The 25,211-nt window shown below is 36.8% G+C and carries 22 protein-coding genes; 12 read left to right on the top strand and 10 right to left on the bottom strand.

The window, feature by feature from the left end:
• Positions 1-9: 9 nt before the first annotated feature.
• The gene (locus OO013_RS13945) at positions 10-477 is read left to right on the top strand and encodes a hypothetical protein (RefSeq protein ID WP_266057536.1); all 468 of its coding nucleotides are present in this window, start codon (positions 10-12) and stop codon (positions 475-477) included.
• Positions 478-513: 36 nt separating this feature from the next.
• On the opposite strand, the gene OO013_RS13940 is transcribed toward OO013_RS13945, so the two are convergent.
• The 6 genes from OO013_RS13940 to OO013_RS13915 all read right to left on the bottom strand — a co-directional run bounded on the left by OO013_RS13940 (position 514) and on the right by OO013_RS13915 (position 6,367).
• On the bottom strand, positions 514-1,602 hold the full coding sequence (locus tag OO013_RS13940; protein ID WP_266057535.1) for a hypothetical protein: 1,089 nt from the start codon (positions 1,600-1,602) through the stop codon (positions 514-516).
• A 2-nt stretch (positions 1,603-1,604) separates the two neighbouring features.
• Positions 1,605-2,408 carry a hypothetical protein gene (locus OO013_RS13935; protein ID WP_266057534.1) on the bottom strand — a complete coding sequence of 268 codons (804 nt, stop codon included), beginning with the start codon at positions 2,406-2,408 and terminating at the stop codon, positions 1,605-1,607.
• A complete protein-coding gene (locus tag OO013_RS13930; RefSeq protein WP_266057533.1) occupies positions 2,401-2,988 on the bottom strand; it encodes an RNA polymerase sigma factor in 588 nt (195 codons plus the stop codon). Before OO013_RS13930 ends, OO013_RS13935 begins: the two co-directional genes overlap by 8 nt.
• A gap of 63 nt (positions 2,989-3,051) precedes the next feature.
• On the bottom strand, positions 3,052-3,474 hold the full coding sequence (locus OO013_RS13925) for a carboxypeptidase-like regulatory domain-containing protein (RefSeq protein WP_266057532.1): 423 nt from the start codon (positions 3,472-3,474) through the stop codon (positions 3,052-3,054).
• A gap of 123 nt (positions 3,475-3,597) precedes the next feature.
• Positions 3,598-6,024 (bottom strand): PspC domain-containing protein, encoded by a 2,427-nt coding sequence (locus OO013_RS13920; protein WP_266057530.1) that lies wholly within the window; start codon positions 6,022-6,024, stop codon positions 3,598-3,600.
• A 13-nt stretch (positions 6,025-6,037) separates the two neighbouring features.
• Positions 6,038-6,367 (bottom strand): PadR family transcriptional regulator, encoded by a 330-nt coding sequence (locus tag OO013_RS13915; RefSeq protein WP_266057683.1) that lies wholly within the window; start codon positions 6,365-6,367, stop codon positions 6,038-6,040.
• A 340-nt stretch (positions 6,368-6,707) separates the two neighbouring features.
• On the opposite strand from OO013_RS13915, the gene OO013_RS13910 reads away from it, so the two are divergent.
• From OO013_RS13910 to OO013_RS13895, 4 genes are read left to right on the top strand one after another with little or no spacing between them, the layout of a single operon-like run.
• Positions 6,708-7,787: a putative type IX sorting system protein PorV2 gene (locus tag OO013_RS13910; RefSeq protein ID WP_266057529.1), complete on the top strand. Its 1,080-nt coding sequence runs from the start codon at positions 6,708-6,710 to the stop codon at positions 7,785-7,787.
• Positions 7,780-12,795, top strand: a complete 5,016-nt coding sequence (porU2, locus tag OO013_RS13905; RefSeq protein ID WP_266057528.1) for a putative type IX secretion system sortase PorU2 — start codon at positions 7,780-7,782, stop codon at positions 12,793-12,795. Before OO013_RS13910 ends, porU2 begins: the two co-directional genes overlap by 8 nt.
• 12 nt (positions 12,796-12,807) lie before the next feature.
• Positions 12,808-13,095: a hypothetical protein gene (locus OO013_RS13900; protein ID WP_266057527.1), complete on the top strand. Its 288-nt coding sequence runs from the start codon at positions 12,808-12,810 to the stop codon at positions 13,093-13,095.
• A 4-nt stretch (positions 13,096-13,099) separates the two neighbouring features.
• On the top strand, positions 13,100-14,149 hold the full coding sequence (locus OO013_RS13895) for a M42 family metallopeptidase (protein ID WP_266057526.1): 1,050 nt from the start codon (positions 13,100-13,102) through the stop codon (positions 14,147-14,149).
• 31 nt (positions 14,150-14,180) lie between these two features.
• Here the strand turns inward: OO013_RS13895 and OO013_RS13890 are convergent, their stop codons facing one another.
• The 3 genes from OO013_RS13890 to OO013_RS13880 form a co-directional block, all read right to left on the bottom strand.
• A complete protein-coding gene (locus tag OO013_RS13890; protein ID WP_266057525.1) occupies positions 14,181-14,930 on the bottom strand; it encodes a hypothetical protein in 750 nt (249 codons plus the stop codon).
• A gap of 76 nt (positions 14,931-15,006) precedes the next feature.
• Entirely contained in the window at positions 15,007-15,375 is a 369-nt protein-coding gene (gene crcB, locus OO013_RS13885) for a fluoride efflux transporter CrcB (RefSeq protein WP_266057522.1), read from the bottom strand.
• Entirely contained in the window at positions 15,372-15,809 is a 438-nt protein-coding gene (locus OO013_RS13880; protein WP_266057520.1) for a hypothetical protein, read from the bottom strand. Before OO013_RS13880 ends, crcB begins: the two co-directional genes overlap by 4 nt.
• Before the next feature lie 116 nt (positions 15,810-15,925).
• Here OO013_RS13880 and OO013_RS13875 point away from each other — a divergent pair, with 116 nt between their 5' ends.
• On the top strand, positions 15,926-18,745 hold the full coding sequence (locus OO013_RS13875) for a WD40/YVTN/BNR-like repeat-containing protein (protein WP_266057518.1): 2,820 nt from the start codon (positions 15,926-15,928) through the stop codon (positions 18,743-18,745).
• 25 nt (positions 18,746-18,770) lie between these two features.
• On the opposite strand, the gene OO013_RS13870 is transcribed toward OO013_RS13875, so the two are convergent.
• The gene (locus tag OO013_RS13870; protein WP_266057517.1) at positions 18,771-19,361 is read right to left on the bottom strand and encodes an acyl carrier protein phosphodiesterase; all 591 of its coding nucleotides are present in this window, start codon (positions 19,359-19,361) and stop codon (positions 18,771-18,773) included.
• A gap of 80 nt (positions 19,362-19,441) precedes the next feature.
• Between OO013_RS13870 and OO013_RS13865 the strand changes: the two genes are divergently transcribed.
• From OO013_RS13865 to folD, 6 genes are all read left to right on the top strand, one after another.
• The gene (locus OO013_RS13865; protein ID WP_266057516.1) at positions 19,442-19,849 is read left to right on the top strand and encodes a hypothetical protein; all 408 of its coding nucleotides are present in this window, start codon (positions 19,442-19,444) and stop codon (positions 19,847-19,849) included.
• A gap of 1 nt (position 19,850) precedes the next feature.
• Positions 19,851-20,288, top strand: a complete 438-nt coding sequence (locus tag OO013_RS13860) for a YybH family protein (RefSeq protein WP_266057515.1) — start codon at positions 19,851-19,853, stop codon at positions 20,286-20,288.
• 2 nt (positions 20,289-20,290) lie between these two features.
• On the top strand, positions 20,291-21,004 hold the full coding sequence (locus OO013_RS13855; RefSeq protein ID WP_266057513.1) for a class I SAM-dependent methyltransferase: 714 nt from the start codon (positions 20,291-20,293) through the stop codon (positions 21,002-21,004).
• 8 nt (positions 21,005-21,012) lie between these two features.
• The gene (locus tag OO013_RS13850) at positions 21,013-22,299 is read left to right on the top strand and encodes a metal-dependent hydrolase family protein (protein ID WP_266057511.1); all 1,287 of its coding nucleotides are present in this window, start codon (positions 21,013-21,015) and stop codon (positions 22,297-22,299) included.
• 194 nt (positions 22,300-22,493) lie between these two features.
• Complete coding sequence (lepA, locus tag OO013_RS13845; RefSeq protein WP_266057509.1) at positions 22,494-24,278, top strand: translation elongation factor 4; 1,785 nt, start codon at positions 22,494-22,496, stop codon at positions 24,276-24,278.
• Between the two features lie 32 nt (positions 24,279-24,310).
• Positions 24,311-25,186, top strand: coding sequence for a bifunctional methylenetetrahydrofolate dehydrogenase/methenyltetrahydrofolate cyclohydrolase FolD (gene folD, locus OO013_RS13840; RefSeq protein WP_266057508.1), 876 nt, complete (start codon positions 24,311-24,313; stop codon positions 25,184-25,186).
• Positions 25,187-25,211 lie beyond the last annotated feature (25 nt).

The following is a 25,211-nucleotide window of genomic DNA, read 5'->3' as shown; positions in this document are numbered from 1 at the left end:
CCTTTAATTATGAATAATAAATCGTTCATAACCAAGATGTCATTGTTATACTATTTTACATTGGCATTACCCCTGGGATTTTTTGTTTATGTTTGGCTTCATTTCTATGATGGTTCATTGCAGCCGTTGATGCCTGAAGTAGATATCACGACGAACCTTTTGATAATCGCAATAATATTATTGAGTGCAGTTGGAGGGATTATTTATTATAAGAGATCTATACAAAATGCGATAAATGCCCAGAATCTAAGGTTGAAGCTAACGGGTTTTATGACTTCGAACATTGTCTTATTTGCAGCATTTGAAGTTGCTTCCCTGGCTGCAGTATTCGGCTATTTTCTTTCTGAAAGTGGGTTGTTTCTGGCAGTATATGTTGGCTTATTGTTTTATTCAACAACAAAGTTAAGGCCTGACAGGCAGCGGGTGATTAAGGATTTGAAGTTGAGTGAAGAAGAGAAAGAGCAATTGGAAATATAGAAATTAAAAAAGGGAGCGATTCGCTCCCTTTTTTAATTAAAATATGAATCCAAAGCTTACTGCATTCAAATCTGGTGCATTATTATTATCAAATACCGGGTTAAGATCATAGTCTACAAAAAAGTTGAAGTCTCCGTAACCTATTTGAGCTCTTAATCCATATCTGAAATTATTCATGTTAAAGCTTGAGAAGTCTTTGTCTTTTTCTTTGTCGCCTTCAAAATTATAAGTGTATTTGGAATAACTGGCGAGTCTGTAGCCTACAAATCCTCCAAATCCAACTCTGAAGCTTTTCTTATTATACCTTGTGACATTTCTTATGCTTCCATCACTCATTTCTATAGGTTTCTTTTTGTATGAGAAATCAAGCATCGGAACAAAGTGCATGGTGGCATAAGAAGCAGTTAGTTTACTCTTTATATAACTTAACTCAGGGTTTTGATCCTGACTAAATACTACGCCTGTCTCAGTTTTGGTAATACGCGTAGCAGGATCATCAAATTTAAAATTGTACCAGTGGATTCCGGCTCCCCATAGAAGAAATAATGGACCACCAAACGATGATTTATTCTCAATTGTTCCACCAATTCGGGCACTATGCCATGGCTTTACCGCATATTGGGAATTACCTGAAGGGAAATCTGATCCTTCAACCCAATTATTTAATCCATATTCGATATGTCCTGTAGTTTTAGTCCCAGGTCTTTTCCTGTCATCTTCAATTTTTTTATGTTTCCAGGGATATTGAATCACTAACTCATCATCGTCAGTTTCATCATCTTCGTAATCTTCACCTTCTATAAGTACTTCTGTGGAACCATCAGATTTGACTATGTAAATTTTTCCCTTTTTATCCTTTATGATTCTAACATAATCTGATTCATTTTTTATGATGATTCCTTTAAATTCTTCAGAATCACCCGAATCCAGATGGTATCGATAATCATCAACAATCTTGTTAAGATTGTAGTTTCGTATTTCATCTAATCCAGACGTATCGTTATACTGAATGATTACAGTATTGTTGCCTGAAAATTCAAGTTTCAACGTATCGGGATTCTGACCATAAAAATTCGTAGCTGTAAAGAATATTGAAGCCAGAATAAAAATTATTTTCGTTTTCATACCTATTCAGTTTCTAAGTTTTTGTTTTTACCGTTGAATGCGAGTAACTGACTGGTGGTATTTTTGATTGTCCTTAAAATCTTTTTACTTTCATTTGTAGCTTTTGAGTCTGAAGCAAGTGTTTCAAGCAATGAATCGTCGCCCCACATTTGCTCTTCTCCCAGGTTTTCTTCCTCTGGAGATTCAGAGTTTGTTGTTTTTAATGCAACCCTCCCAAAGGTTATAGTAACCGATTCAGACTGGTCTGATAATATTTCTTCATCAATTTGATTTTCTGTATTTTTTGGTCCTTTTCTGTCAGCAAGTAAGTTTTCAGTCTGAATTTTTTCGATTTGCTCAATTGACTCTTGCTTTCTTATTTTTTTATTTATTGTTTTTGTGTTTTCAGCAATATTAAATTGCTTTTTGGATTCCGAGGCTAAACTGTTGGTAGCAGATTCGATATTTCTATCTCCCTTTTCATTTTTAGGTACTGGTGAATTATCGGCATTTTCAGCAACCAGGTCGCCAGATTCCACATGAGGAGTTTGATTTTCGTCTGATATTTCATTCTGAGGAATGTTTAAATCATCTACTTGCTGAGCAATAACAGGTTTTTCTTCGTTGTAAGGCACTTGAAAAAACACTACCGAAGCAACTCCAATGAATAAAACAGCAGCTGCCACCATGTAAAATACGCGCTTTCTTGACTTGCTTTTTTTCTGATTCAGCATTTTATCCAGATCCTCCCATGCTTTTGGCGATGGATTAGACTCATGGTTGCTGAGTTTATCTCTAAAGAGCTTGTCTAAATTTGAATTATCCATGATGGTCCTCCTTTAAATTTTTATTAATGCGTTCTTCCTCATAAGAAAGCATTTTTTGTAATTGTGACCTTGCTCTGCTTAATTGGCTTTTACTGGTGTTTTCACTGATGCTAAGCTTTTCGGCAATTTCTTTATGAGAAAATCCATCTATAGCATACAATGAAAAGACTGTTTTATAACCCTGAGGTAATTTGTCAATTAGTTTTAACAGGTCTTCTGCTTCGAGAGAATTGGATAGCGCATTCAAATCCTGGACATTTGAAGCTGCATTCAAGTCAGACTCAGGCCACATATTTTTATTCTTCCTGAGATACATTAATGCTTCATTTACCATTATTCTTCGCATCCATCCTTCGAAACTTCCCTGAAATTCATATTGATCTATTTTTTCAAAGATCTTCATGAATCCCTTTACCATAACTCCTTCAGCTTCTAGACTATCTGAAATGTATCGTCGGCAAATAGCATGCATTCTGCCGGAATACCTGTCATATAGCTCTTTTTGAGCATTTCTTTTTTGCTTTTTACAATCCAGAACAATTTGCTCAAGTGAGTCGTTATGTGAAATTTTCAGTCTCATTACTCGCATTCATAAGGTAGATGCAGAAGTATGTTCAGAGGTTGCTTAGCTTTTAAAAAAAAATTAAAAAGCTGCTTTATAATCTAATTTCACTTCTATTTCTGTCCATTTATTCTCTTCTACTATTACCGGATTAATAATGTTTTCTCCATCAAATCTGTTTACATAATACCCTTTGTCTTCTTTTGAGACAATTGTGTATTTTCCCGGAGGCAAAGAAACTTTAAAATTGCCATATTCATCTGACTTAACTGTTTTAACAGGGTTTTTATCAATGGTACTTAACCAAACTCTATTCGTGATTTCTACCGATTCTGTACTTATCGGTTCGAAAATATAGATAGTTCTGGAAATCCCTACAGGCTTACTTCTTTTGGCATCATCACCAATTGCTGGCATAAAATTACCTTCATACCACATTACTTTACCTGTAATACCCTGTTCGTACTGTTTTTTATTTGCTGCACATGAAATTATAAAAATCATGAGTAGGCTTATGTTGATTAATACTGGATATTTAAACATAATAATGATTTTAGTAGGTGTGATTAATATAAAGCAAAAAACCGGCCTAAAGCCGGTTTTCTGTCAGAAATATTATAAAATTTATTACTGATTATACTGTCCGATATTTTCAATCGATCCGTATTGAGAAATAGTTTCATTTAATTCACCTGTTACGTTCACTTTAGCTCTTGCAGCACCCGAAACCTTGATCTCCGCTCTGTTTGTTTCCAGCTCTTTTGCTTGCAATGAGCTACTACCTGAAATAGTCGCTTGTAAGAAGTTGCAATTTCCTTCTAGATCAATTTTAGATATTCCTGTAGCGTTAACATATAAATTTTTAATATCACCAGTGTAAAATATCTTCGCTTGATTAGATGCCTCTATTTCAAAAGACTCCTGTCTCAGGTTGTTTAAGTAAACCTTACTTTTTCCGGTAGATTTAATAGACTGCAGCTCAGGAACTGTCACTTCAATAAACACTTCATCGCTCTCATCCATCCACGAATTGCCATTGTTATCATAATCCATGGTTAATACACCATCAATATTAGTCAGGTTTACTCTATCGATATTTCTTTCAGAACGACTGTTTATTGTTACCGAATATTTATCTCCCTGATTGATCTTCACATTGAAGCCTTCATCGATTACAAGGCTTGAGATAGAATCAAAATCTATAGTGTCAGATTCATCACTTCTATATTCATATCTGTAATTATTATCAGAATCCTCATCAGATTCACAAGTTAAACATTGTAAACCATCAGGATTGAATACCCAGGTGTTTTTAGAAAACTGAGATCTTCTGTAACCATATTTGCTCAATGTTCTTGAAATGATCTGGTTAAAACCTTTTCCGACATGAACCGGCGTTTGATATGGAATATATAGAGTTACAGTTACCTCCTGGGCTCTCCAGTTTGCCTCACTGTCAAACTCGATCTCTCTGTCAAATACTATAACAGAATCATTTTGAATTACCCCGTAGTTTACTTTTTCCGCATATTCCCTGGCATTTTCAAATGAACTGCCTCTTGCAGAAATCCTTTTCACCATTTTCACATAATTTTCATCGTGACCGCGAAGCTGTAACCTGATTTCATTGTAATCATTTATATCTCTGCTGAATAGGTTATTATCATCATTGTATTCGTCAGACAATCGCAATACTAGCTGTTTGCCTTCTATACCACTATAAATTTCCTCAGTTTCAACATGGCCCTCATCACTCCATTGTGAAATAGCTTTTGGAAGAGTAGCGGCAACAATAGCAATTGAAATAAACCATGCTGCAAGAAAACTCCAACCTACACCTGTATTTAGAACCCATCTTCTGGAGATAATGGATATACCAGCTATTGCCAGCATCACACCCGGAATAGTAATTATCAGAAAGACTCCTAATATTCCAATTGCAGGGAACATTTCTGTGAAAATACTTATCGGGATACCATCAATCACTGTGTTTTCAGGTGCTGCAGTAATACCTAGTGCAGCAGCTAGTCCTATAATTGAAGAGACAGAGATAACAAGACCTATAAAGGTTATGAAAACACCTATTATCACTCTTATTGCTTCTACTAAAAACTTCAACAATGGGCCAAGAACCCTGGATAACCACTGAAAAAACATGGCAATAAGTCGGAAAGGGAAAAGAAGAATCTTAACTAAAAGATTTTCCTGTTCGTCTTCTTTCAGGTTCAACCCTTTCTTAATATTCGACTCTATATTAGAAAGGGTTACTGGCTCCCCCCGCATTTGCACCTTTTCAGTGATAGTAGTTGCCATAGGAGTTATAATCCATAGCACCAGGTACAATATAAGTCCTGCACCACCTGCAAATATTCCCAGGATAAATAACACTCTAATTAGAGTGACATCTGTACCAAAGTAAGCAGCAATACCTCCTGAAACGCCAGCTATTACCTTATCATCCGGATTTCGGTAGAGCTTTTTTATTTGCTTATTTTCCTCAAGGGTATAGTTTGGTGGAACGATTATCCACATTGCTATGTATCCAATAATGACTACAACTGGAGTGGCTTCAAATATTAAGCCCCCAAAAGTAAGGATTAGAAAAATCAATCGAATCCAAAGCGCATCTACGTTAAAGTAATGTGCAAGTCCGCTACAAACGCCTCCAATCAATCTGTTGTTCATATCACGAAACAGCTTTTTGGAAGCAACAGAAGGGCCCTGGTATGCTTTATCTTTATCCTTATGGCTGAATTCTTCATTGAACGTTCCATCATCCAATGTTTCTTCTAATGCCTCGAAATCCTCTATGCTACCCATGGTGCTTATTAATGAGGCAACGTCTTCTGCATTAATAACCTGTTTACCTTCATTTAATTTGGCAAGGAAAATCTCCGCAATACGATTCTCGATATCTGCGATGATTTCACTGCTGTCTTCATAGGTAGAGAAATACTTATTTATGGAATCCAAATAGGATTTCAGACTTTCATATCCCTCTTCCTCTATGTGGAATATGATTCCTCCGATATTTATACTTATATTCTTTTTCATGACGATTCTTCAATTATTTTTCCTGGATAATTTGGTTTGTCGATAAAACGAGGTCTTCCCAAGTGTCATTTAAGCTTTTCAGGAATAATTCGCCCTCTTCAGTAAGAGTATAATATTTACGGGGTGGGCCCGATTGAGACTCAACCCATTTATACTCAACTAATCCAGCTTTACGCAAGCGTGTCAGTAACGGATACAGGGTGCCTTCCACAACCATTATCCGTGCTGAGGTAAGTTCATCCAACATGTCTGAAGCATAAACTTCACCTCTCGAAATTATATGCAAAATGCAAAACTCCAAAATTCCTTTCCGCATTTGCACTTGTGTATTTTCAACTTTCATCATTTATTTCTTTTTATGCATCTGCCTTAAACTTTATTTCTTGTAACTATAGTTGCTAAAGTAATACAATGTACTTTGTAATGCAAGGTACTGTTCTTTGTCATGTTCCTTGTTATATTTTACGCATAGAATTATCCGGGGTTTTTTGTAACAATGACGAACAATGCAGTGTGCGATTATGAACAATTATTTAAAAAGCGTTTTTGCTAAGTTACTGATATACAGGTGAATAAGATTGAGAGTGTCAGAAAGGTGAAAAAAAATGATTTTTTTTAAAAAAAATTAAATTTTTATTAGAAAATCTTTTTTGCCGAAGCATTTGATTTCAGTAATTTGCTTTATGATCAGATTGTATTGGTTGATTTTTTTTCTGCCTTCCCTGCTTTTTGCTCAGGTTAGTACCCCGAAATATGCTAATGAATACCTCGCTCTGGGAGTTGGGGCAAGGGCTTATGGAATGGGTAGCGCCTTTCAGTCTGTCGCCTCTGATGTTTATTCCGGGTATTGGAATCCTGCAGGGCTTTTAGGTATTACCCCTAATCAGTTGCAAGCCTCCGCCATGCATACTTCCTTATTTGCCGGAATAGCTAATTACGACTATGCCTCAATAGCTGCGCGGACAGACTCTTCCACGTCTCTTGGGTTTTCTTTTATCAGGCTTGGTGTAGATGATATTCCCGATACGCGCTTTTTATATGATGCAGATGGTTCAATTAATTATGATAATATAAAGTTTTTTTCAGCTGCCGATTACGCATTTATTTTTTCGGTCGCCCATGTGTTTCCAAAAACTCCCAATCTTCACTTTGGAGCTAATGTTAAGGTTTTATACAGAAATGCCGGGGATTTTGCCACGGCCTGGGGATTTGGATTTGACCTCGGACTTAAAACTAAATTTGGTAAATGGGATGTGGGAGTAAACTTAAGGGATGCAACCGGGACTTATGTAGCCTGGTATCATGAAACAAGCTTGCTATCTCAAATTTATGCTCAGACAGGAAATGAGATATCTGATCAAAGTCTGGAAATCTCTCCACCCAGATTGATTATCGGAACTAACCGAAGATTTAATTTACTAGGTGAAAAAATTGGCGTAAGGCCTGCTCTTGATTTGCTATTCACTTTTGATGGTAAACGTAACACACTTATATCAGGAAGCTTTACATCAGTAGATCCATACGCAGGCCTTGAATTAGATTATAAACAAATGATTTTTGTCAGAGGGGGAGCTGGGCAGATTCAAAAATCAAAAGACTATGATGGAACCGAATCATATAAAGTGACACCATCAGCAGGAGTAGGATTAAAAATCAAGAACTTTTATATTGATTATGCCCTGACAGATATGGGCAACGTTAATGATGCTCTATATTCTCATGTTTTTAGTTTAAAAGTAGATTTCAGTCTTAAAAATGAATAGAAGCTTTAAATATTTACTTTTTTTAGTTTTCGTGGCTTTTATTTTTCCTGTAAGAGCACAGTATGCTAATGACTGGATTAATCCTAACCAGAATTATTATAAAATTAAAGTAGCTGAAACCGGGTTTTACAATATAACCTATGAAGACCTACGTAATATTGGTGTTGCTATCGATGAGATTGATCCGCGACTTTTAAAGCTGTATTTCAGAGGAGAAGAACAATCAATTTTAATAAAAGGTGAGTCTGACGGGAGTTTCGATCCTGACGATGAGCTGGTATTTTATGGCCAAAGAAATGATGGATCAATTGATCAACAATTGTATACCGAACCTGGTGATCAACCTCATCAGTTTTATAATATATTTACTGATACTGCTGCTTATTTTTTAACTTCAAGTTTCGACGGATCACTTGGAAAAAGAATGCCCACCTATACAGGTAATAATACGGGTGATTTACCAGTGATAGAATCTCATAAGGCAGAGGCATTAAGAGTTTTTACTAACCAGGCCGCCACAGGTGTCAGGTATATAGGAGATATTATGCTTTCTGCCTTTGATCAGGGCGAGCAATGGACAGGGACAAGAGTCAGGCGTGGTCAGTCATTTGATTTTTCACTAGCTCCTGTTGCTTCGGGGGTCACAACTTCTTCAAATCCATTTTTCACTATTCAATTAACAGGCAGGAATAACAGGGATCATAATGTGGATATCTATGTTGGTTCCTCTCCATCAGAATTATCATTAATTACGACTCTTTCTTTCAATGGATTTACTAATTCTTCCTGGTCAGGAGAGATACCCTGGTCATTAGTTGGCCCTAATGATGAGGTGGTAGTGCAGATTACAGTGAATAATACCACCACAGATGATGTTTCTGTATCTTATGCAAGCTTGCATTATACTCAAAATGCAGACATGCTTGGGGAACCGTCTAAAAAGTTTTCTTTTGCCCGGCAAACGACTGGGGATGCTATAGGGATAATTAGAAACGCATCTCTGGTAGAAGAGTTATTTGATATTACAGATCCGGATAATATCAGAAAAGTTTCTTTTGAAAACATCCAGAACGATATACAATTTATTTATGACGGAGCACTTATTGAACGCGATTTCTATGCTACATCCAATTTTTTGTCCGTACCAGAAATTCAACCAGTATCTTTTAAGCAATTAGACTTAAATGCTGATTATTTGATTATATCAAATAAATTATTAAGAGTTCCTGCCCTGGATTATGATGATCCTGTAGAAGCTTATGCGTCTTATCGCGCTTCTTCTGAAGGAGGTGGTTACGATACCATGGTAATGAATGTTCAAACTATTTATGATCAGTTTAATTATGGTCAGCCAGGGCCTGGTGGAATTTTCAATTTAGTTAAATTCCTGCATGACAATGGTAATCTGAAAATGATTTTTATTGCCGGAAGGGCACTTTATTGGTTTAGAAATTATTATCGAAATGGCCCCATAACCAGCGATGGAGGTGATGTGCTCTATGATCTGGTGCCAACGTCAGGTTTCCCTGGTAGTGATGCACTGTACACAGCATATTTAGAGGGAAATAATCCTTACGGAACTATCCCTATAGGTAGATATCCTGCCAAGGATGCTCAGGATGTTGCAGTATATTTAAATAAAGTAAGAGAAATAGAACAATTACCCTTTGATGCTCTTTGGAGAAAAGATTTTTTACATTTGAGTGGAGGTCTCACTGAGAATGAACTGATCAGTTTTAGACGCTATGTGAATGATTTTAAAGTTGATGCTGAATCTCACTACATGGGTGGAAAGGTCACTACTCAAGGTAAAAGCACTAACAATTCTATTGAAGAGATAAACATTGCTGAAGCAGCAAATAATGGTTTGACTATGATAACATTTTTCGGTCATTCAGGGACTGTAGCTTCTGATATTGATATTGGAAAAGCTTCAGATCCTACGCAGGGCTATGAAAACCAGGGGAAATATCCATTCATGCTCATCAATGGTTGCAGTGCGGGAAATTTATATAGTTCGGCAATCGCCTTCAGTGAAGATTGGCTGATAATTCCGAACAAAGGGTCTATTGGCTTTATTGCTCATGCTAACCTGGCTTTTAGTACTGACTTAAGACGATATTCCGGCTTAATTTATGATTATGCTTTTTCAGATAGTGTATATGTAAATAAGTCAATTGGAGAGGTAAAGGCTAAAATAGAAAAAGAATATTATAACAGTATTTTTCCAAGTGAAAGACATTTGGCTCAGATACATCAAATGGTTTTGTACAGTGATCCGGCAGTGCACTTATTTGGAGCAAAGAAACCAGATTACGCAGCAATCAGTGAAACTTTTTCTATTGAGGATGCTTTGGGAGGGTCTTTAAATGATCAGTCTGATTCTATTTCAATTAACGTTGCTTTCCATAATTTTGGAACTACGGTAAAAGACTCCATCAATTACCGAATAACCAGGATACTTGAAGATGGAACTACATATTTTTATGATGATTTTTTCAGACCATCAATACTTTACAGTGATACGATAGCTTTTAATATTCCAAATGTTTCAGGAGCTTTTGGAAATAATATTTTTGAAATCACCGTTGACTCTGAAAATTTTGTTGATGAATTGAACGAGGTCAATAATACGATTAGAGTGCCTGTTTTTATACCTAAGAGTGGGGTGTTGACTCTTTTACCTCCTGAGTTTTCAGTATTGTCAGATACTCAAACTGATTTAATAGTTAGTTCATCTGATCCCGCAGAAAGAAACAGAACATTTGTTGTAGATATTGACTCGTCATTCTTTTATAGCAGTCCTGCATTTAGTTCGGAACAAGTATCGGGAGAAATTATTGCTGAAAGGGTCTATAATTTAGCAGATCAAGATAGTGTAAGTTGGTACTGGAGAACAAAGTATGCTTCACCTACACCTGAGGAAGACACATCTTATGTCCAGAGTTCCTTTAGTTATATAGAAGGGCATCCTGAAGCCTGGGCACAATTGAATCCTGGTCAATTTACGTTTAATGACCTTGAAGGAATTGAAATAGATCCTGTAACAGGGCAATGGAATTTTGAAAATTCTGAGGCATTATTGAACTTGACTACTTTTGGTGCTTCAAATCCGGATAGCGATCCGGAGAATATTCGCTTATTCATTAACGATCTTAATTATATCATAACAGATGATCAAAGGAAAGTATGTCGTAATAATAGTTTAAATGCTGTGGCTTTTGATCGCCAGAATGCTAATCCGTATGCCGTTCTTGATAATGGTAATTTTGACCTTTTAGACCCAAACCGCTGTGGGAGACGACCTCAGGTTATAAATAATTTCCTAAATTCTCAGTTAAATGAAAGAAATGGGCCCGATCTGGTAGACTATATAAATGGGTTGAAGAACGGTGATAAAGTAGTCATTTTTAGTATTGGTTCAGCATCCTACAGTACTTTAAATGAGCCCACAAAGCAAGCTTTATCAGAAATTGGTGTTCAAATTTCTACATGGAATGATTTCTCAGATGGAGATCCAATTATTATAGTTGGAGAAAAGGGATCAGCAGTTGGTGAAGCCGAGGTGATCAAGGCAGAGATTTCTCCGGAAGAGCTACAGGAAATTAGTTTTGACGGTATTATCACCGGAAGATTTGATGAGGGAGAGCTGATTTCTTCAAGGATAGGGCCAGCAACTAGTTTTTCTACTCTGAAAATAAAAGCCAGGTCAGAAGCCAACGACAATTATTCAGTTGATCTGATTGGTGAAAATTTTATCGGTGATCAAAATGTTATAGCCGGATTTACTCAATTGCAAAACGGCGAGTACGATATTAGCACGATAAATCCGGAAGATTATCCATATCTAAGGCTCAAGTATAATATTAGTGATACTGAAGACAGAACTCCTGCACCTATGGATTATTGGTTTGTTACTTTATCATATCCTCCGGAGGGTATTTTATATCCTTTAAGTGAAACACAAGTAGAACGATCAGAATTAAATGAAGGGGAATCTAAAATAATAGATTTTGGTTTCAGGAATATATCCAAAAAGGAATTTACTGATTCATTAAAAGTTTCTTTAAGAATGAGGAATCAGGAGACTGGAAAAATATTCAATGATACAATAAAAATCAATGCTCCTCAACCAGGGGAAGAAGAACAGTTTAGTGTTACATTTAATACCAAAGGTTTCGCAGGGGAAAATGACCTTAATGTTTTTGTTAATCCATATGTTGAGCCAGAGATATATTATACGAACAATGTTTTTTCAGGTGATCGGCTGCTTTCAGTAAAAAGAGACACCCTACAACCCACACTTAAAGTAACTTTTGACGGGCGCACAATAATGGATGGTGAAATAGTTTCTCCGGATCCTTTAATATCAATTAAAGTCCGTGATGAACAGAATTCGCTAAGGAAAACTGATACTACAGGAGTCGAATTATTATTCAAGCCTGTTTGTGAAGGATGTAATTATGAGCAAGTCGTTCTCTCTTCTGATAAGGTAGAAGTTTTGCCTGCATTAGAAGACCGGGATTTCACTTTAAATTTTCGACCGGGTCCACTGGAAGATGGGGTTTATTCTCTTTGGGTTAAAGCTGCTGATGCTTCAGGGAATCAAACCGGAAGTGAACCATACGAGATTTCTTTTGAAGTAATAAATGAATCAACAATCACGAATTTTTATCCGTATCCGAATCCATTTTCTACATCAACCAGATTTGTTTTTACCTTAACAGGCTCTGATATACCCGAAGAAATTAAAATTACCATAATGACGATAAGTGGAAGAATAGTACGGGAAATCACCCAGGACGAATTAGGCCCAATCCACTCAGGTAATAATATCACCGAATTTTCATGGGATGGGACCGATGAATTTGGGGATAAACTGGCAAATGGTGTTTATCTTTACAAAGTTTCAATTCGAAACCAGGGAGAACAAATAAAACAAAGAAGCCTGGGGCCTGATGCCAGGGCTTTTAAAAATGGTTTTGGGAAGCTATATATCTTACGATAATTTATTATAAAGATGATGAAGAATGTATTTTTTGTGGGGTTAATGATCATTGTATTTGCAGCTTGTAATCTCGGGCCATCTAACAATGAACGACCTGAGCCTCCATTAGAATTAGGTCAGGTTACACTTTTTAACGGATTGGATAACAGGCCGTACACTGTAGTAGGCTATCGAGACACCTATGAAGGTAAAACAACTCAATACTGGGATGAACAGGATTATGTTGTGTTCATCTATCAGGATGATAAACATGAAATTCATGATGCAGTGATTCATAGAAATGCACTTATAAAAAAATAACTAAATGATAAACGTTTCATTACTTAAAGATATCTGCGAAGAAGCAGGGGCACCAGGATTTGAAAAAAGAATAAGGGATCTTGTAATTAAAGAAGTAACTCCCTTGGTAGATGAAGTTAATGTTGATAATCTCGGGAATGTCTACGCAGTAAAAAAAGGCAAAAATAATCCAGAAGGCAAAAAAGTCATGGTAGCTGCTCATATGGATGAAATTGGCTTTATTGTTACTCATATCGATAAGGAAGGATATTTAAGATTTCATACTCTTGGAGGATTTGACCCAAAGACACTCACTGCTCAGCGTGTAATTGTTCATGGGAAAAAAGATTTCATTGGCGTAATGGGTACAAAACCTATTCACGTGATGAGTCAGGAGGAAAGAAATAAAAACCCTAAAACCACAGATTACTTTATTGACCTTGGACTACCTAAGGAAGAAGTTGATAAGTATATCTCAATTGGAGATCCAATCACAAGAGAGCGTTCACTGGTTGAAATGGGTGATTGTGTGAATTGTAAATCTATCGACAATCGCGTCAGTGTTTTTATCCTGATTGAAGCACTCAGAGAACTAAAAAATAATGATATAGATGTTTATGGGGTGTTTACTGTTCAGGAAGAAGTAGGGATCAGAGGTGCAAATGTTGCTGCTCATAACATAAACCCTGACTTTGGAATAGGGTTGGATACTACCATAGCTTATGATTCCCCAGGTGCTGCTGAACACGAAAAGGTAACAAAACTTGGCAGTGGTACAGCGATTAAGGTAATGGATGCTTCAACAATTTGCGATTACCGAATGGTTGAATTCATGAAAAAGATGGCTGATAAAAATGAAATCAAATGGCAACCGGAAATCCTGACTGCCGGAGGCACCGATACCGCCGGACTTCAAAGAATGGGTAAAAAGGGAGCTATAAGTGGAGCAATTTCAATCCCAACACGATATTTACACCAGGTAATAGAAATGGCCAATAAAAATGACATTGGTGATAGTATTAAGCTATTAAAGATTTGCCTGGAAGAAATTAATAATCACGACTGGAATCATTAAAATTTTTAGCCCCTGTTTTATCGAACAGGGGTTAATTTTTTAACGGTGAAAATAAATCTGGATTATCTGGGGAAATCTCATCCAGAGTTTCAGCTGATTTAAGATCTTTTATTTTCACGTTTAAGAAAAGGATTTTGTGCGATGTAGAGATCAGTGCTCCGGAATTAATTTCTTTCCAATCCTCCCATGTAGCTTTTAAGCCCTTTACAGGCAATATGCTGGCCCACATTTTGTAATATTCAGGCAATCCATTCTCATCCAGAAACCATAAATAGGAGTCACCTGGAGTTGTTCCTCCGGAAGTGTAAGTGATCAAGAGTGCTTTTCTGCCTTCATAATCTACCATTCTTCTTTCAGTTCCGGGATCAAAGGCTTTTGCAGGTGCATTCAGCCAGAAAGAATCATTATTAAAATGATCGATGCCCTTTTTCACAAGAGTGGCATTGTCAGAAGGATCTTCAATAAGCTGACCATTTTCATAAACTATCCCAACCTGCTTTTTGAGATCGATCAATGCTTTATAATTATCCCACTCCACGCATGCATAATGTGATTTTTTATCCCAAATAAATGAGTGTCTGTCAGAGAAATTCCATGAGACATATTTAGTGTTTTCCCATGAATCATGATTGATTGCATAGAGCATTTTCTTAGCCAGGCTATCTGCCTGTGGTCCTTTTTGTCCCGAAGGTAGTGCTTCACTAGCTAAGCTGGTTCCTACAAAAAAAGTGATAACTAATGCCAGCAAAAATATTATAACAACCAGGACGACTTTCTTCATAAAATGGGATAGTTTGTTTTTTCAGAGAGGACAATATAATATCTGAATGTGGTCAATGCAATTTTCAGGCATTAGATTACTTTGATAATTCAAATCCGCCCCAGGCCAGGAGCAATCCACCAATAAAGCTAACTAAGGTATAAATGGCTGCGATGGAATAATGCTGATCTTTAATTAAAATAAGATTTTCAAATGAAAAAGTTGAAAAGGTTGTAAAGGCTCCGCAAAACCCTGTAACAATAAACAATTTATAATTATCTAAGGTTGTTCCGTTTTGAGAAACTATTCCAAGAGTGAATCCTATTACAAAACTTCCGAGGAGGTTTACTAATAAAGTAGCCCAGGGGATTTGAAATAAAGTGATGGTATGCAGCCACTTCCCGATCAAAAATCGCAGAATTGCACCCAAAAAGCCTCCGGCACCGACTAATAAAATTGCCTTCATTGTATTACTCTTTTTTTAGGGGCCTTTTTTTCAAAGAATTGCTTAAACTTATTGTAATTACCATTTTCCGGCAGGTTTATAGAAAACTTTCCATTTGTAAAAAGTGCTTTTATTTCTTCAAATGGTTGTTTACCTGTATCTATAATTATTATTTCCCACTGGATCAGGTCAGTTAACAAATAACTTTCGCGTCGAAATCTAAAAGGATAATAGACCAGAAATTTATTTTTTTCAGCTTTGACCACCTTATATCCGAACATGATCTTTAAGACTAATGCCACCGCTATAATTCCCAGGAATGTGATTCCTATCAACCAGCCCCAATGACCGTTTTGATTATAAAGGTTTAATAAGAAATAAATCCCGGCAATAAGAATTATAATAAAAATAAAAATAGAAAAAAGCGTATTTCTTCTTGGTCTGCTTATCAACATAATGATTTTAGCTAATTATATTTTATCTTGGTTCAAATATACCTTATTTTCCTTATAGGAATTCAAACCATTCTTTAAACAGTGGATTACCATTTTAAAATTAATTAACTGCAAATATGAAAAAAATTTTTACATCAATCCTTTCTATAGCTCTGCTATCTTTTAGCTGCGGTTCGATAATGGGACAAGTCGAACCATCAGGACCTGATATCTTTGGCAAGGCATTTCAAAAAAGACAGACCCTGGAGGAAAATTCTCCAGTAAAGGAATTGCCTGTAAGAAATATTGGGCCGATCGTGCAGGGTGGGAGAATAGTTGATATTGCTGTAAATCCAGAAAATATAAATGAATTTTATATAGCATATGCCTCCGGTGGTGTATTTAAAACAATAAATAACGGACAGAGCTTTGAGTCTGTATTTGATAATCAACGGACCATAGGAATTGGCGATATAGCCATTGCTCCGTCAAATCCGGATATAATTTATGTTGGAGGTGGAGAAAATAACTCAAGTAGAAGTAGCTATGCTGGCGATGGTGTTTATCGATCTGATGATGCAGGTAAAACCTGGAGATTTCTTGGACTTGAAGGGATACAACACACAGGAAGAATAATAGTCCATCCCCAAAACCCAGATAAAGTATGGTTAGCTGCTATGGGAAACCTCTATTCGTCAAATAATGAAAGAGGGGTTTACTTATCCGAAGATGGAGGGAAAAATTGGGAGAAAACACTATTCGTAAATGACAGTACTGGTATAATCGACCTGGTAATTAATCCAGAAAATCCAGATCAATTATGGGCTTCCTCATGGGAAAGAACCAGGAAAGCATGGAATTTTAAAGGAAGTGGCCCGGGCTCTTCAATATACAGATCTGATGATGGTGGGAAAACATGGAACGAACTGGATAACGGGTTTGCTGAAAAACAAAATAGAGGAAGAATTGGATTAGCAGTAAGTCAGGAAGACCCGTCAGTTATTTATGCCTTAATTGATAATCAAAAAGAAGAAAAGAAAAAGAAAGACAGAGAAAAGGATGAATTACTTGCTTCTGATTTTCTGGAAATGTCAAAGGATGAATTTTTAGCGCTTGAAAATGAAAAAATAAACGATTACCTCAAAGCCAATAATTTTCCGGAAAAATATGATGCTCAACGGGTAAAGGAGGAAATCAGGAAAAATAATTATACACCCAAAGCATTATCCGACTATCTGGGTGATGCGAATAACGCATTGTTTGAGACTTCTATAATTGGCGCACAAGTTTACAAATCTGAAAATGCCGGAGATTCATGGGAACTTGCAAATTCTTATCCGATTGAAGGCCTTTATTATACTTACGGATATTATTTTGGAGAGATAAGATTGAATCCACAAGATGATAGTGAATTATTTATCATGGGTGTGCCTATGCTCAAAAGTATTGATAGCGGAGCGACATGGCACAGATTAGACTCAGCGGGAGATGTCCATGTGGATCATCAGGCATTATGGATTAACCCGAATAACCCTAAGCACATGCTGTTGGGTAATGATGGCGGTTTATACAGAACTTATGATGGAGGAGGACATTGGACTCATATCAATAATCTGGCAATAGGTCAGTTTTATACTGTTGCTGTCGATAATCAAGATCCGTATATGGTTTATGGAGGACTGCAGGATAACGGTTCTTTAAGAGGCTCGAGCAAATCTATACCAAATAAAACCAAATCGTGGGAGAAAATATTTGGAGGAGACGGAATGTATGTATTTCCCGACCCAGATGACCATAATCTTATTTATACTGGATTTCAGTTCGGAAACTATTACCGAATCCAGATGGATGAGCAAAAATATACTAAAATTGGTCCAAGGCACGATATCGGTGAAGATCCTTTAAGATTTAACTGGAGAACTCCCTTAGAGATGAGTCCCCATAATAATAAAATTCTTTACATGGGTGCTCAAAAAGTTTTCAGATCAATGAATCAGGGAGATTCATGGGAAGAGATCAGTGAAGATCTTACTAAAGACCTTCCTCAGGGAAATGTGCCATATTCTACGATTAGTATAATTGAAGAATCACCTCTAAAATTTGGATTGATATATGCAGGAAGTGATGATGGAAATATCTGGGTTACTAAAAATGGAGGAGGTAGCTGGGAAAAAATAAGTGAAAATCTTCCTGAAAGACTTTGGGTGAGTAGTATTCATCCATCAAATCATGATGAAGGAGAAGTTTTCGCCACCCTGACTGGTTATAGGGAAGATAATTTTGAAACCAGGGTTTATAAGAGTGGTGACTACGGCAAAACATGGACCTCGATTAGAGACGGACTTCAATATGAAGCTGCCAATGTTATCATACAAGACACAGAGGAACCGAATCTCCTTTTCATGGGAACTGATGGTGGTTCTTATGTGAGTTTTGATGCTGGGAAAAACTGGGATATAATGGCTTCAATTCCAAATGTGGCTTCTTATGATATGGTTGTACATCCACGTGATGGAGAACTTGTTATTGCTACTCATGGGCGTAGTATTTATGTTGCAGATATTAAACCACTGCGAAAAGTAGTTGCCAATCCTGATAAAGAACTTATAGCTTACGAAATTGAATCCATTACACATTCGGAAAAATGGGGAGAAAGGACATATCAATGGCAAGAGCCAAATAATCCTGAAGTAGAATTGAGCTGGTTTTCTAAAGCACCGGGTGATTTGGAAATTAGGATAGTTAATTCTGAAGGTAAAGAAATCTCAAAATTGAACAAGGAAGTAGAAGAAGGTTATGGTAAAATTAAATATGATCTTAAAGGTTATTCATATGATGGCAGGAAAAGATCAGATAAAAAAGATTTCCTTAAGCCTGGAAAATATACTGTAGAATTTAGCTTAGGAAGGTTGGCTGAATCTCAAACTTTAGAAATTAAAGAGCCTAAGAAAAGATAAATATATGAAAAGCGGATGGCCTGAGCTATCCGCTTTTTTTATTTAAATATGATTCTGAAAACTTGATCAGGTCAGGGAAAAACTCTCTGAATTCAGATTTATAATCATCATAATCTTTCAAAAGATCTTCTACGGAGCTATCAATTTTATTGGCAAAGCTACTTCGGCGAGACATTCCTTGCATTACTCTTCGGATACCATCTATTTCCGCATAAGAAGTCAACCAGTCCTGTTCTACCATAAAGGGCAGCATATGTTTTGTTTTAGGTGGTAAAAACTCCTCATGATTTGCCAATAGCTGGTAATTTCTCTGGGCAAAGCTATGAAGTTTTTCGTCGTGATATTCAGACCATAATGCAGCGAGGTAGTGATCATAAAAAATATCAACGATTACCGGAGCATAATGACTATGTCGTTTACGCAAACGCTTCTTGCTCTTTAGCACCGTTTCGTGTGAATCAGTAAACTCATCGATAGCCCTGTGTAACCTGATTCCTTCTTGAATAGAATGAGGGTAATTAAATATTTCAGCTCCTTTTACAAAGTCACCGATAAAATTCCCTACAGCAATTCCTTGATGGTCACCACTTAAATATAAATGTGCTAGAAAATTCATATAGTTTACAAGTTGATTAAATTTAATTAAGCAGGGATGCTTTAGCAAAATTTATTTAAATTCGGGTAAATTGTTTTTTTATGATACCCACGCATATCAAAATTCTTATACAACTTGCCAAAGCTGACGGTCATATCCACGATAAAGAACGTGGTATAATCGAAAGAATAGCTGTCAGACATGATGTCGATAAGGAAGAGGTGGATCAATTTTTTGAAGAAATAAATACCGATGACAGCTTACCTGATACACATGCCCTCACCAGTGAACAGAAAATTGAATATCTGTATGATATAATAGCTCTGATGAAAGCGGATGGCAAACTTGAAAGAAGCGAAGTAAACTATTGCCTCAGGGTCACTAAATGGTTAGGTTATGATGAGTCGGTTTTTTTTAATTTTATTACAACTATTTATATGCAACCCCACCTTCTGGATGATAAAGAATCTTTGAAGGAAACAATCAACGGGTATTTAAAAGAAAGATAACATGAGATCTGATTTTTTATTTTTTATCATACTTTTTAATCTTAATTTATATCTATCTGCACAATCCGGAAATATTCAGGATAGAAAAGAGATAATGATGATTCTTGCTGATCAGACTATTGCCTGGAATGAAGGAGACATCACTAAATTTATGGATGGGTACTGGAAGTCCGACTCCCTGGTTTTTATTGGTAGTAATGGAGTGACAAGAGGCTGGCAAAAAACGCTGGATAATTATAAAAGTTCATATCCGGATAAATCAACAATGGGAATATTAAAATTTGAGGTTGTTGATTTATATCCTATTGGTGAAAACACTTACTTTATGATAGGTAAATGGCATCTCACGAGAATGAAAGGCAACGTTGGCGGACATTTTACCCTTGTTTGGAAAATGATTAACGGCCAATGGAAAATTGTTTCTGACCACTCTTCTTAACAATGACTGTGGATAAAAAATACGATATTCACGGCAAAGCCATATCAGATTATTTTAATAAGACTCAAAAAGGTCCATTGAAGATCCATAATTATTATGGTGAAGCCGAAGAGATGCCTCTAATACATTATTTTAAGGATCCGGAGGATTTCTCATCAATAGAACAGGAAGCTTTATTAGAGTCTACCCGGGAGAAAATTCTTGATGTAGGCGCTGCCGCTGGCACCCACGCCCTTTTTCTACAATCTAAAGGTTATGATGTAACAGCTTTGGATGCATCAAGTCACTGTTGTGAAGTCATGAAAAAAAGAGGCATTAAAAAAGTAGTTTGTGCTGATTTTTTTTATTTCCAGCCATCAGAAAAATTTGATACCATTTTACTTTTAATGAATGGTATTGGGTTTATTGAAAAACTCTCAAACCTTGAAAGGTTTCTTGACAGGTGCAATGAACTTTTGACTGAAGATGGGATAATAATCTTTGACAGTTCTGATATTTCCTATTTATATGATGAAACAGATCTTGATCCAGGAAAGTATTTTGGGGAGATCGATTATCGATACGAATATAATGGAGAGAAAGGAGAGTGGTTTAAGTGGTTGTATTTAGATCTGAAAACATTAAAAAAAACTGCTTCAAAAAAAGGCTGGAAAACTGATTTGATTGAGGAAGATGAAGAAACGGCTCAGTATTTAGTTAAATTGGAAAAACAATAGTCATAACCATGAAGAATATTTTTATAATCATTTTGATTTCCCTGGCTTTTGCGATTAATGCTCAGGATGAAAAGATAACTTATATTCATTGCGGTACCATTCTGGATGTAGAGGAATTGAAGGAGTTGGAAGAATATACCATTGTCATTGAAGGAAATAAAATTAAATCTGTCGAAAAAGGATATGCAGAGGTTCCTGATGAGGTTGAATATATTGATTTAAAAGAATATACTGTAATGCCAGGGCTAATGGATGCTCATGTTCATCTCGAAAGTGAATCCAATCCAAAAAAATATCTGGAAAGATTTACCCTTGAAGATGCAGATGTTGCATTTCGAGCTGCTGAATATGCCGAAAGGACATTAATGGCAGGATTTACTTTTGTAAGAGATTTGGGAGGCTCAGGAGTTAACATCTCACTCAGAAATGCGATTAATTCAGGATGGGTTGATGGTCCCAGGATCATGACCGCAGGTAAAAGTATTGCCACAACAGGAGGGCATGCAGATCCGACAAATGGAATGAAAAGAAGATTTTCCGGAGATGCTACTCCAATGAATGGTGTTGCTGATGGACCTTACCAGGCGAGAGAAGCAGTAAGGTATCGATATAAGAATGGGGCAGATGTAATCAAGATCACAGCAACAGGTGGAGTGTTAAGCGTGGCAAAAGACGGACAAGGGCCTCAGTTTAAGCCTGATGAGTTAGAAGCTATCATTTCGACGGCTAAAGAATACGGAATGACTACCGCAGCTCACGCCCATGGAGCAGAAGGAATGAAAAGAGCCGTAGAAGCTGGCATCACTTCAATTGAACATGGCACTTTGATGACTGAGGAGGTAATGGATTTGATGATAGAAAAAGGAACTTATTTAGTGCCGACTATCAGTGCAGGAAAATTTGTAGCTGAAAAAGCAAAAATAGATGGTTACTTTCCCGAGCTTGTGGTACCTAAAGCCCTGGAAATCGGGCCAAAGATTCAGGATACTTTTGGCAAAGCTTATAAAAAAGGAGTGAAAATAGCCTTTGGTACTGATGCAGGTGTTTCTCCGCATGGTGAAAACGCTAAAGAATTTATTTTTATGGTTGAAGGGGGTATGCCGGCTTTTGAAGCAATTAGGGCAGCAACATTAACAACAGCAGAACTATTTGAAGTGGAAGATCAGGTAGGGATAATCAAAGAAGGAATGCTTGCAGATATCGTTGCTGTAAAAGGTGATCCTCTAGAAAATATCGAAATAATGACAGATGTGGCTTTTGTAATGAAAGACGGAAAATTATATAAGTCTGAATAACTCAATTCTTTATATGAGAATCTTAAACGGAAAGGCTCAGCTTTTCCGTTTTTTTATTTAGCAAACCTTATAGAAGTGCTATAAAGAATATAATTATTATATCCTACTGTATGAGTTGCGAAATATTGACTAATTTTGCAGTTCGTTGGAGCAGACATCTAGGTGTCTGACTCTGAATTTGAAATAATTTCTATATGAAGAACATTCGCAATTTTTGTATAATAGCCCATATTGACCACGGGAAAAGCACATTGGCTGACAGGTTATTGCAAACTACAGGTTCGGTTACAGAACGTGAGATGCAAGATCAGTTATTGGACAATATGGATCTTGAAAGAGAAAGAGGGATAACTATCAAATCGCATGCGATTCAGATGAATTATCCTTTTGAGGGAGAAGAATATGTGTTGAACCTTATCGATACACCAGGTCACGTCGACTTTTCGTATGAGGTTTCAAGGTCTATCGCTGCTTGTGAGGGGGCATTACTAGTTGTGGATGCAGCTCAGGGTATCGAAGCTCAGACAATTTCAAATCTATACCTTGCTATAGATCATGATCTGGAGATCATTCCTGTGCTTAATAAAATAGACTTGCCAGGTGCAATGCCTGAAGAAGTTAAAGATCAGATCGTTGATCTTATCGGTTGCGATCGTGACGATATATTGATGGCCAGTGCTAAAGAAGGTATAGGGATAGAAGAAATCCTTAGTGCAATAGTTAAGAGGATCCCTTCACCAAAAGGTGATCCTGAAGCACCTTTACAGGCTATGATCTTCGATAGCGTTTTCAATCCTTTCAGAGGAATTGAAGTCTATTTTAGAGTTTTCAATGGTTCACTTAAAAAGGGCGACAAAGTAAAGTTTGTTAATACTGGCAAAACATACGATGCTGATGAAATTGGAGTCTTAAAACTGAAGCAGGAACCTAGGAAAGAAATTGGTACTGGTAATGTTGGATATCTGATTTCTGGAATTAAAGTAGCAAAAGAAGTAAAAGTCGGTGATACTATTACTCATGTCCAAAGACCCTGTCCTCCGGTTAAAGGATTTGAAGATGTAAAACCGATGGTTTTTGCAGGAATTTATCCTGTAGAAACATCAGACTACGAAGAACTGAGAGCTTCAATGGAAAAGCTCCAATTGAATGATGCTTCATTAGTTTGGGAACCAGAAACTTCATTGGCTCTAGGATTTGGATTCCGATGTGGATTCCTTGGGATGCTTCACATGGAGATCATCCAGGAAAGACTGGAGCGGGAATTTGATATGACTGTGATCACCACTGTTCCTTCGGTGAGATTTGATGTTCACCAAAAAGATGGTGAAGTGACCCAGGTAAGTGCTCCTTCTGAAATGCCTGACCCCGGAGATATTTCTCATGTAGAAGAACCATTTATAAGAGCTCAGGTTATTACTAAATCTGAATTCGTAGGAAATATAATAAACTTGTGTATAGATAAGCGAGGTGAAATTAAAAACCAGGTTTATTTGACACAAGATCGAGTCGAATTAACTTTTGAACTGCCTTTATCTGAAATAGTCTTTGATTTCTTTGATAAATTAAAGACCTTATCGAAAGGCTATGCATCTCTGGATTACGAGCTGATGGGATATAAGACCAGTAATATGGTTAAGCTTGATATAATGTTAAATGGTGATCGGGTTGATGCACTTTCCGCTATAGTACATAGGGATAAAGCATATGAATGGGGGAAAAAGCTTTGCGAAAAACTGAGAGAATTGATGCCTCGTCAGCAATTTGAAATTGCTATTCAGGCTGCAATAGGAACCAAGGTGATTGCGAGGGAAACAGTTAAGGCATTAAGAAAGAATGTTACTGCTAAATGTTATGGTGGTGATATTTCTCGTAAGAGAAAGCTTCTTGAAAAACAGAAAAAGGGTAAGAAAAGAATGCGCCAGGTTGGAAATGTAGAGATACCTCAGGAAGCATTTATGGCAGTATTGCAAATAGATTAAAAAAACATAAACACAGGTTAAGAAGCAATAATATGGCTACAATCATTGATGGAAAAGCTACCGCTTTAAAAATTCAGGAAGAAATTAAATACGAAGTTGACCGAAGAAAAAAGGCAGATATGAAAGTGCCTCATTTGGCTGCGGTTTTGGTAGGTGAAGATGGAGCGAGTCATACATATGTTAATGCAAAAGTAAAAGCCTGTGAAAGAATAGGATTTGAATCTACTTTAATCAAACTTCCGGAAAGTACTTCAGAGATCGAATTATTAGACAAGGTAAACGAGTTAAATAATGATTCGAACATCGATGGGTTTATTGTTCAGGTTCCGCTTCCGGACCATATTAATGAGGAAAAAGTTGTGGAAGCGATTATTCCATCAAAAGATGTAGATGGTTTTCACCCTTTAAATATGGGTAAAATGCTTCTAGGGCTTCCGGGATTAGTGCCTGCAACGCCTAAAGGCATTATGATGCTTCTTGAAAAAAATGGCATAGAAACCGAAGGGAAGCACGCAGTAGTGCTTGGGAGGAGTCATACAGTAGGCACTCCGGTAAGTGTTTTATTATCCAGGAATTCAAAACCCGGGAATTCTACCGTTACTTTAGTGCATAGCCGGACTAAAAATTTAAAAGAAATTGCCTTGCAAGCGGATATCCTGGTTGTTGCGATTGGAAAACCTGAGTTTGTAACAGCGGATATGGTTAAGGAAGGTGCTGTTGTAATCGATGTTGGAATACACAGAGTTGAGGCTCCGGAAAAGAAAAGTGGGTTTAAGTTAAAAGGAGATGTAGTTTTTGATGAGGTATCAGAAAAAGCATCTGCTATTACGCCAGTTCCAGGAGGTGTTGGGCCGATGACGATAACTGCTTTGCTACATAATACGTTAAAAGCAGCAGATAAGAAATAAATTGTTTAATAGCGGTTCCAGCCAC

This window comes from Mangrovivirga halotolerans (genome assembly GCF_026241165.1).
Taxonomy (GTDB): Bacteria; Bacteroidota; Bacteroidia; order Cytophagales; family Cyclobacteriaceae; genus Mangrovivirga; species Mangrovivirga halotolerans.
The sequence above is the reverse complement of the archived record's forward strand: the minus strand, read 5'-3'. Positions and strand labels throughout refer to the sequence as shown.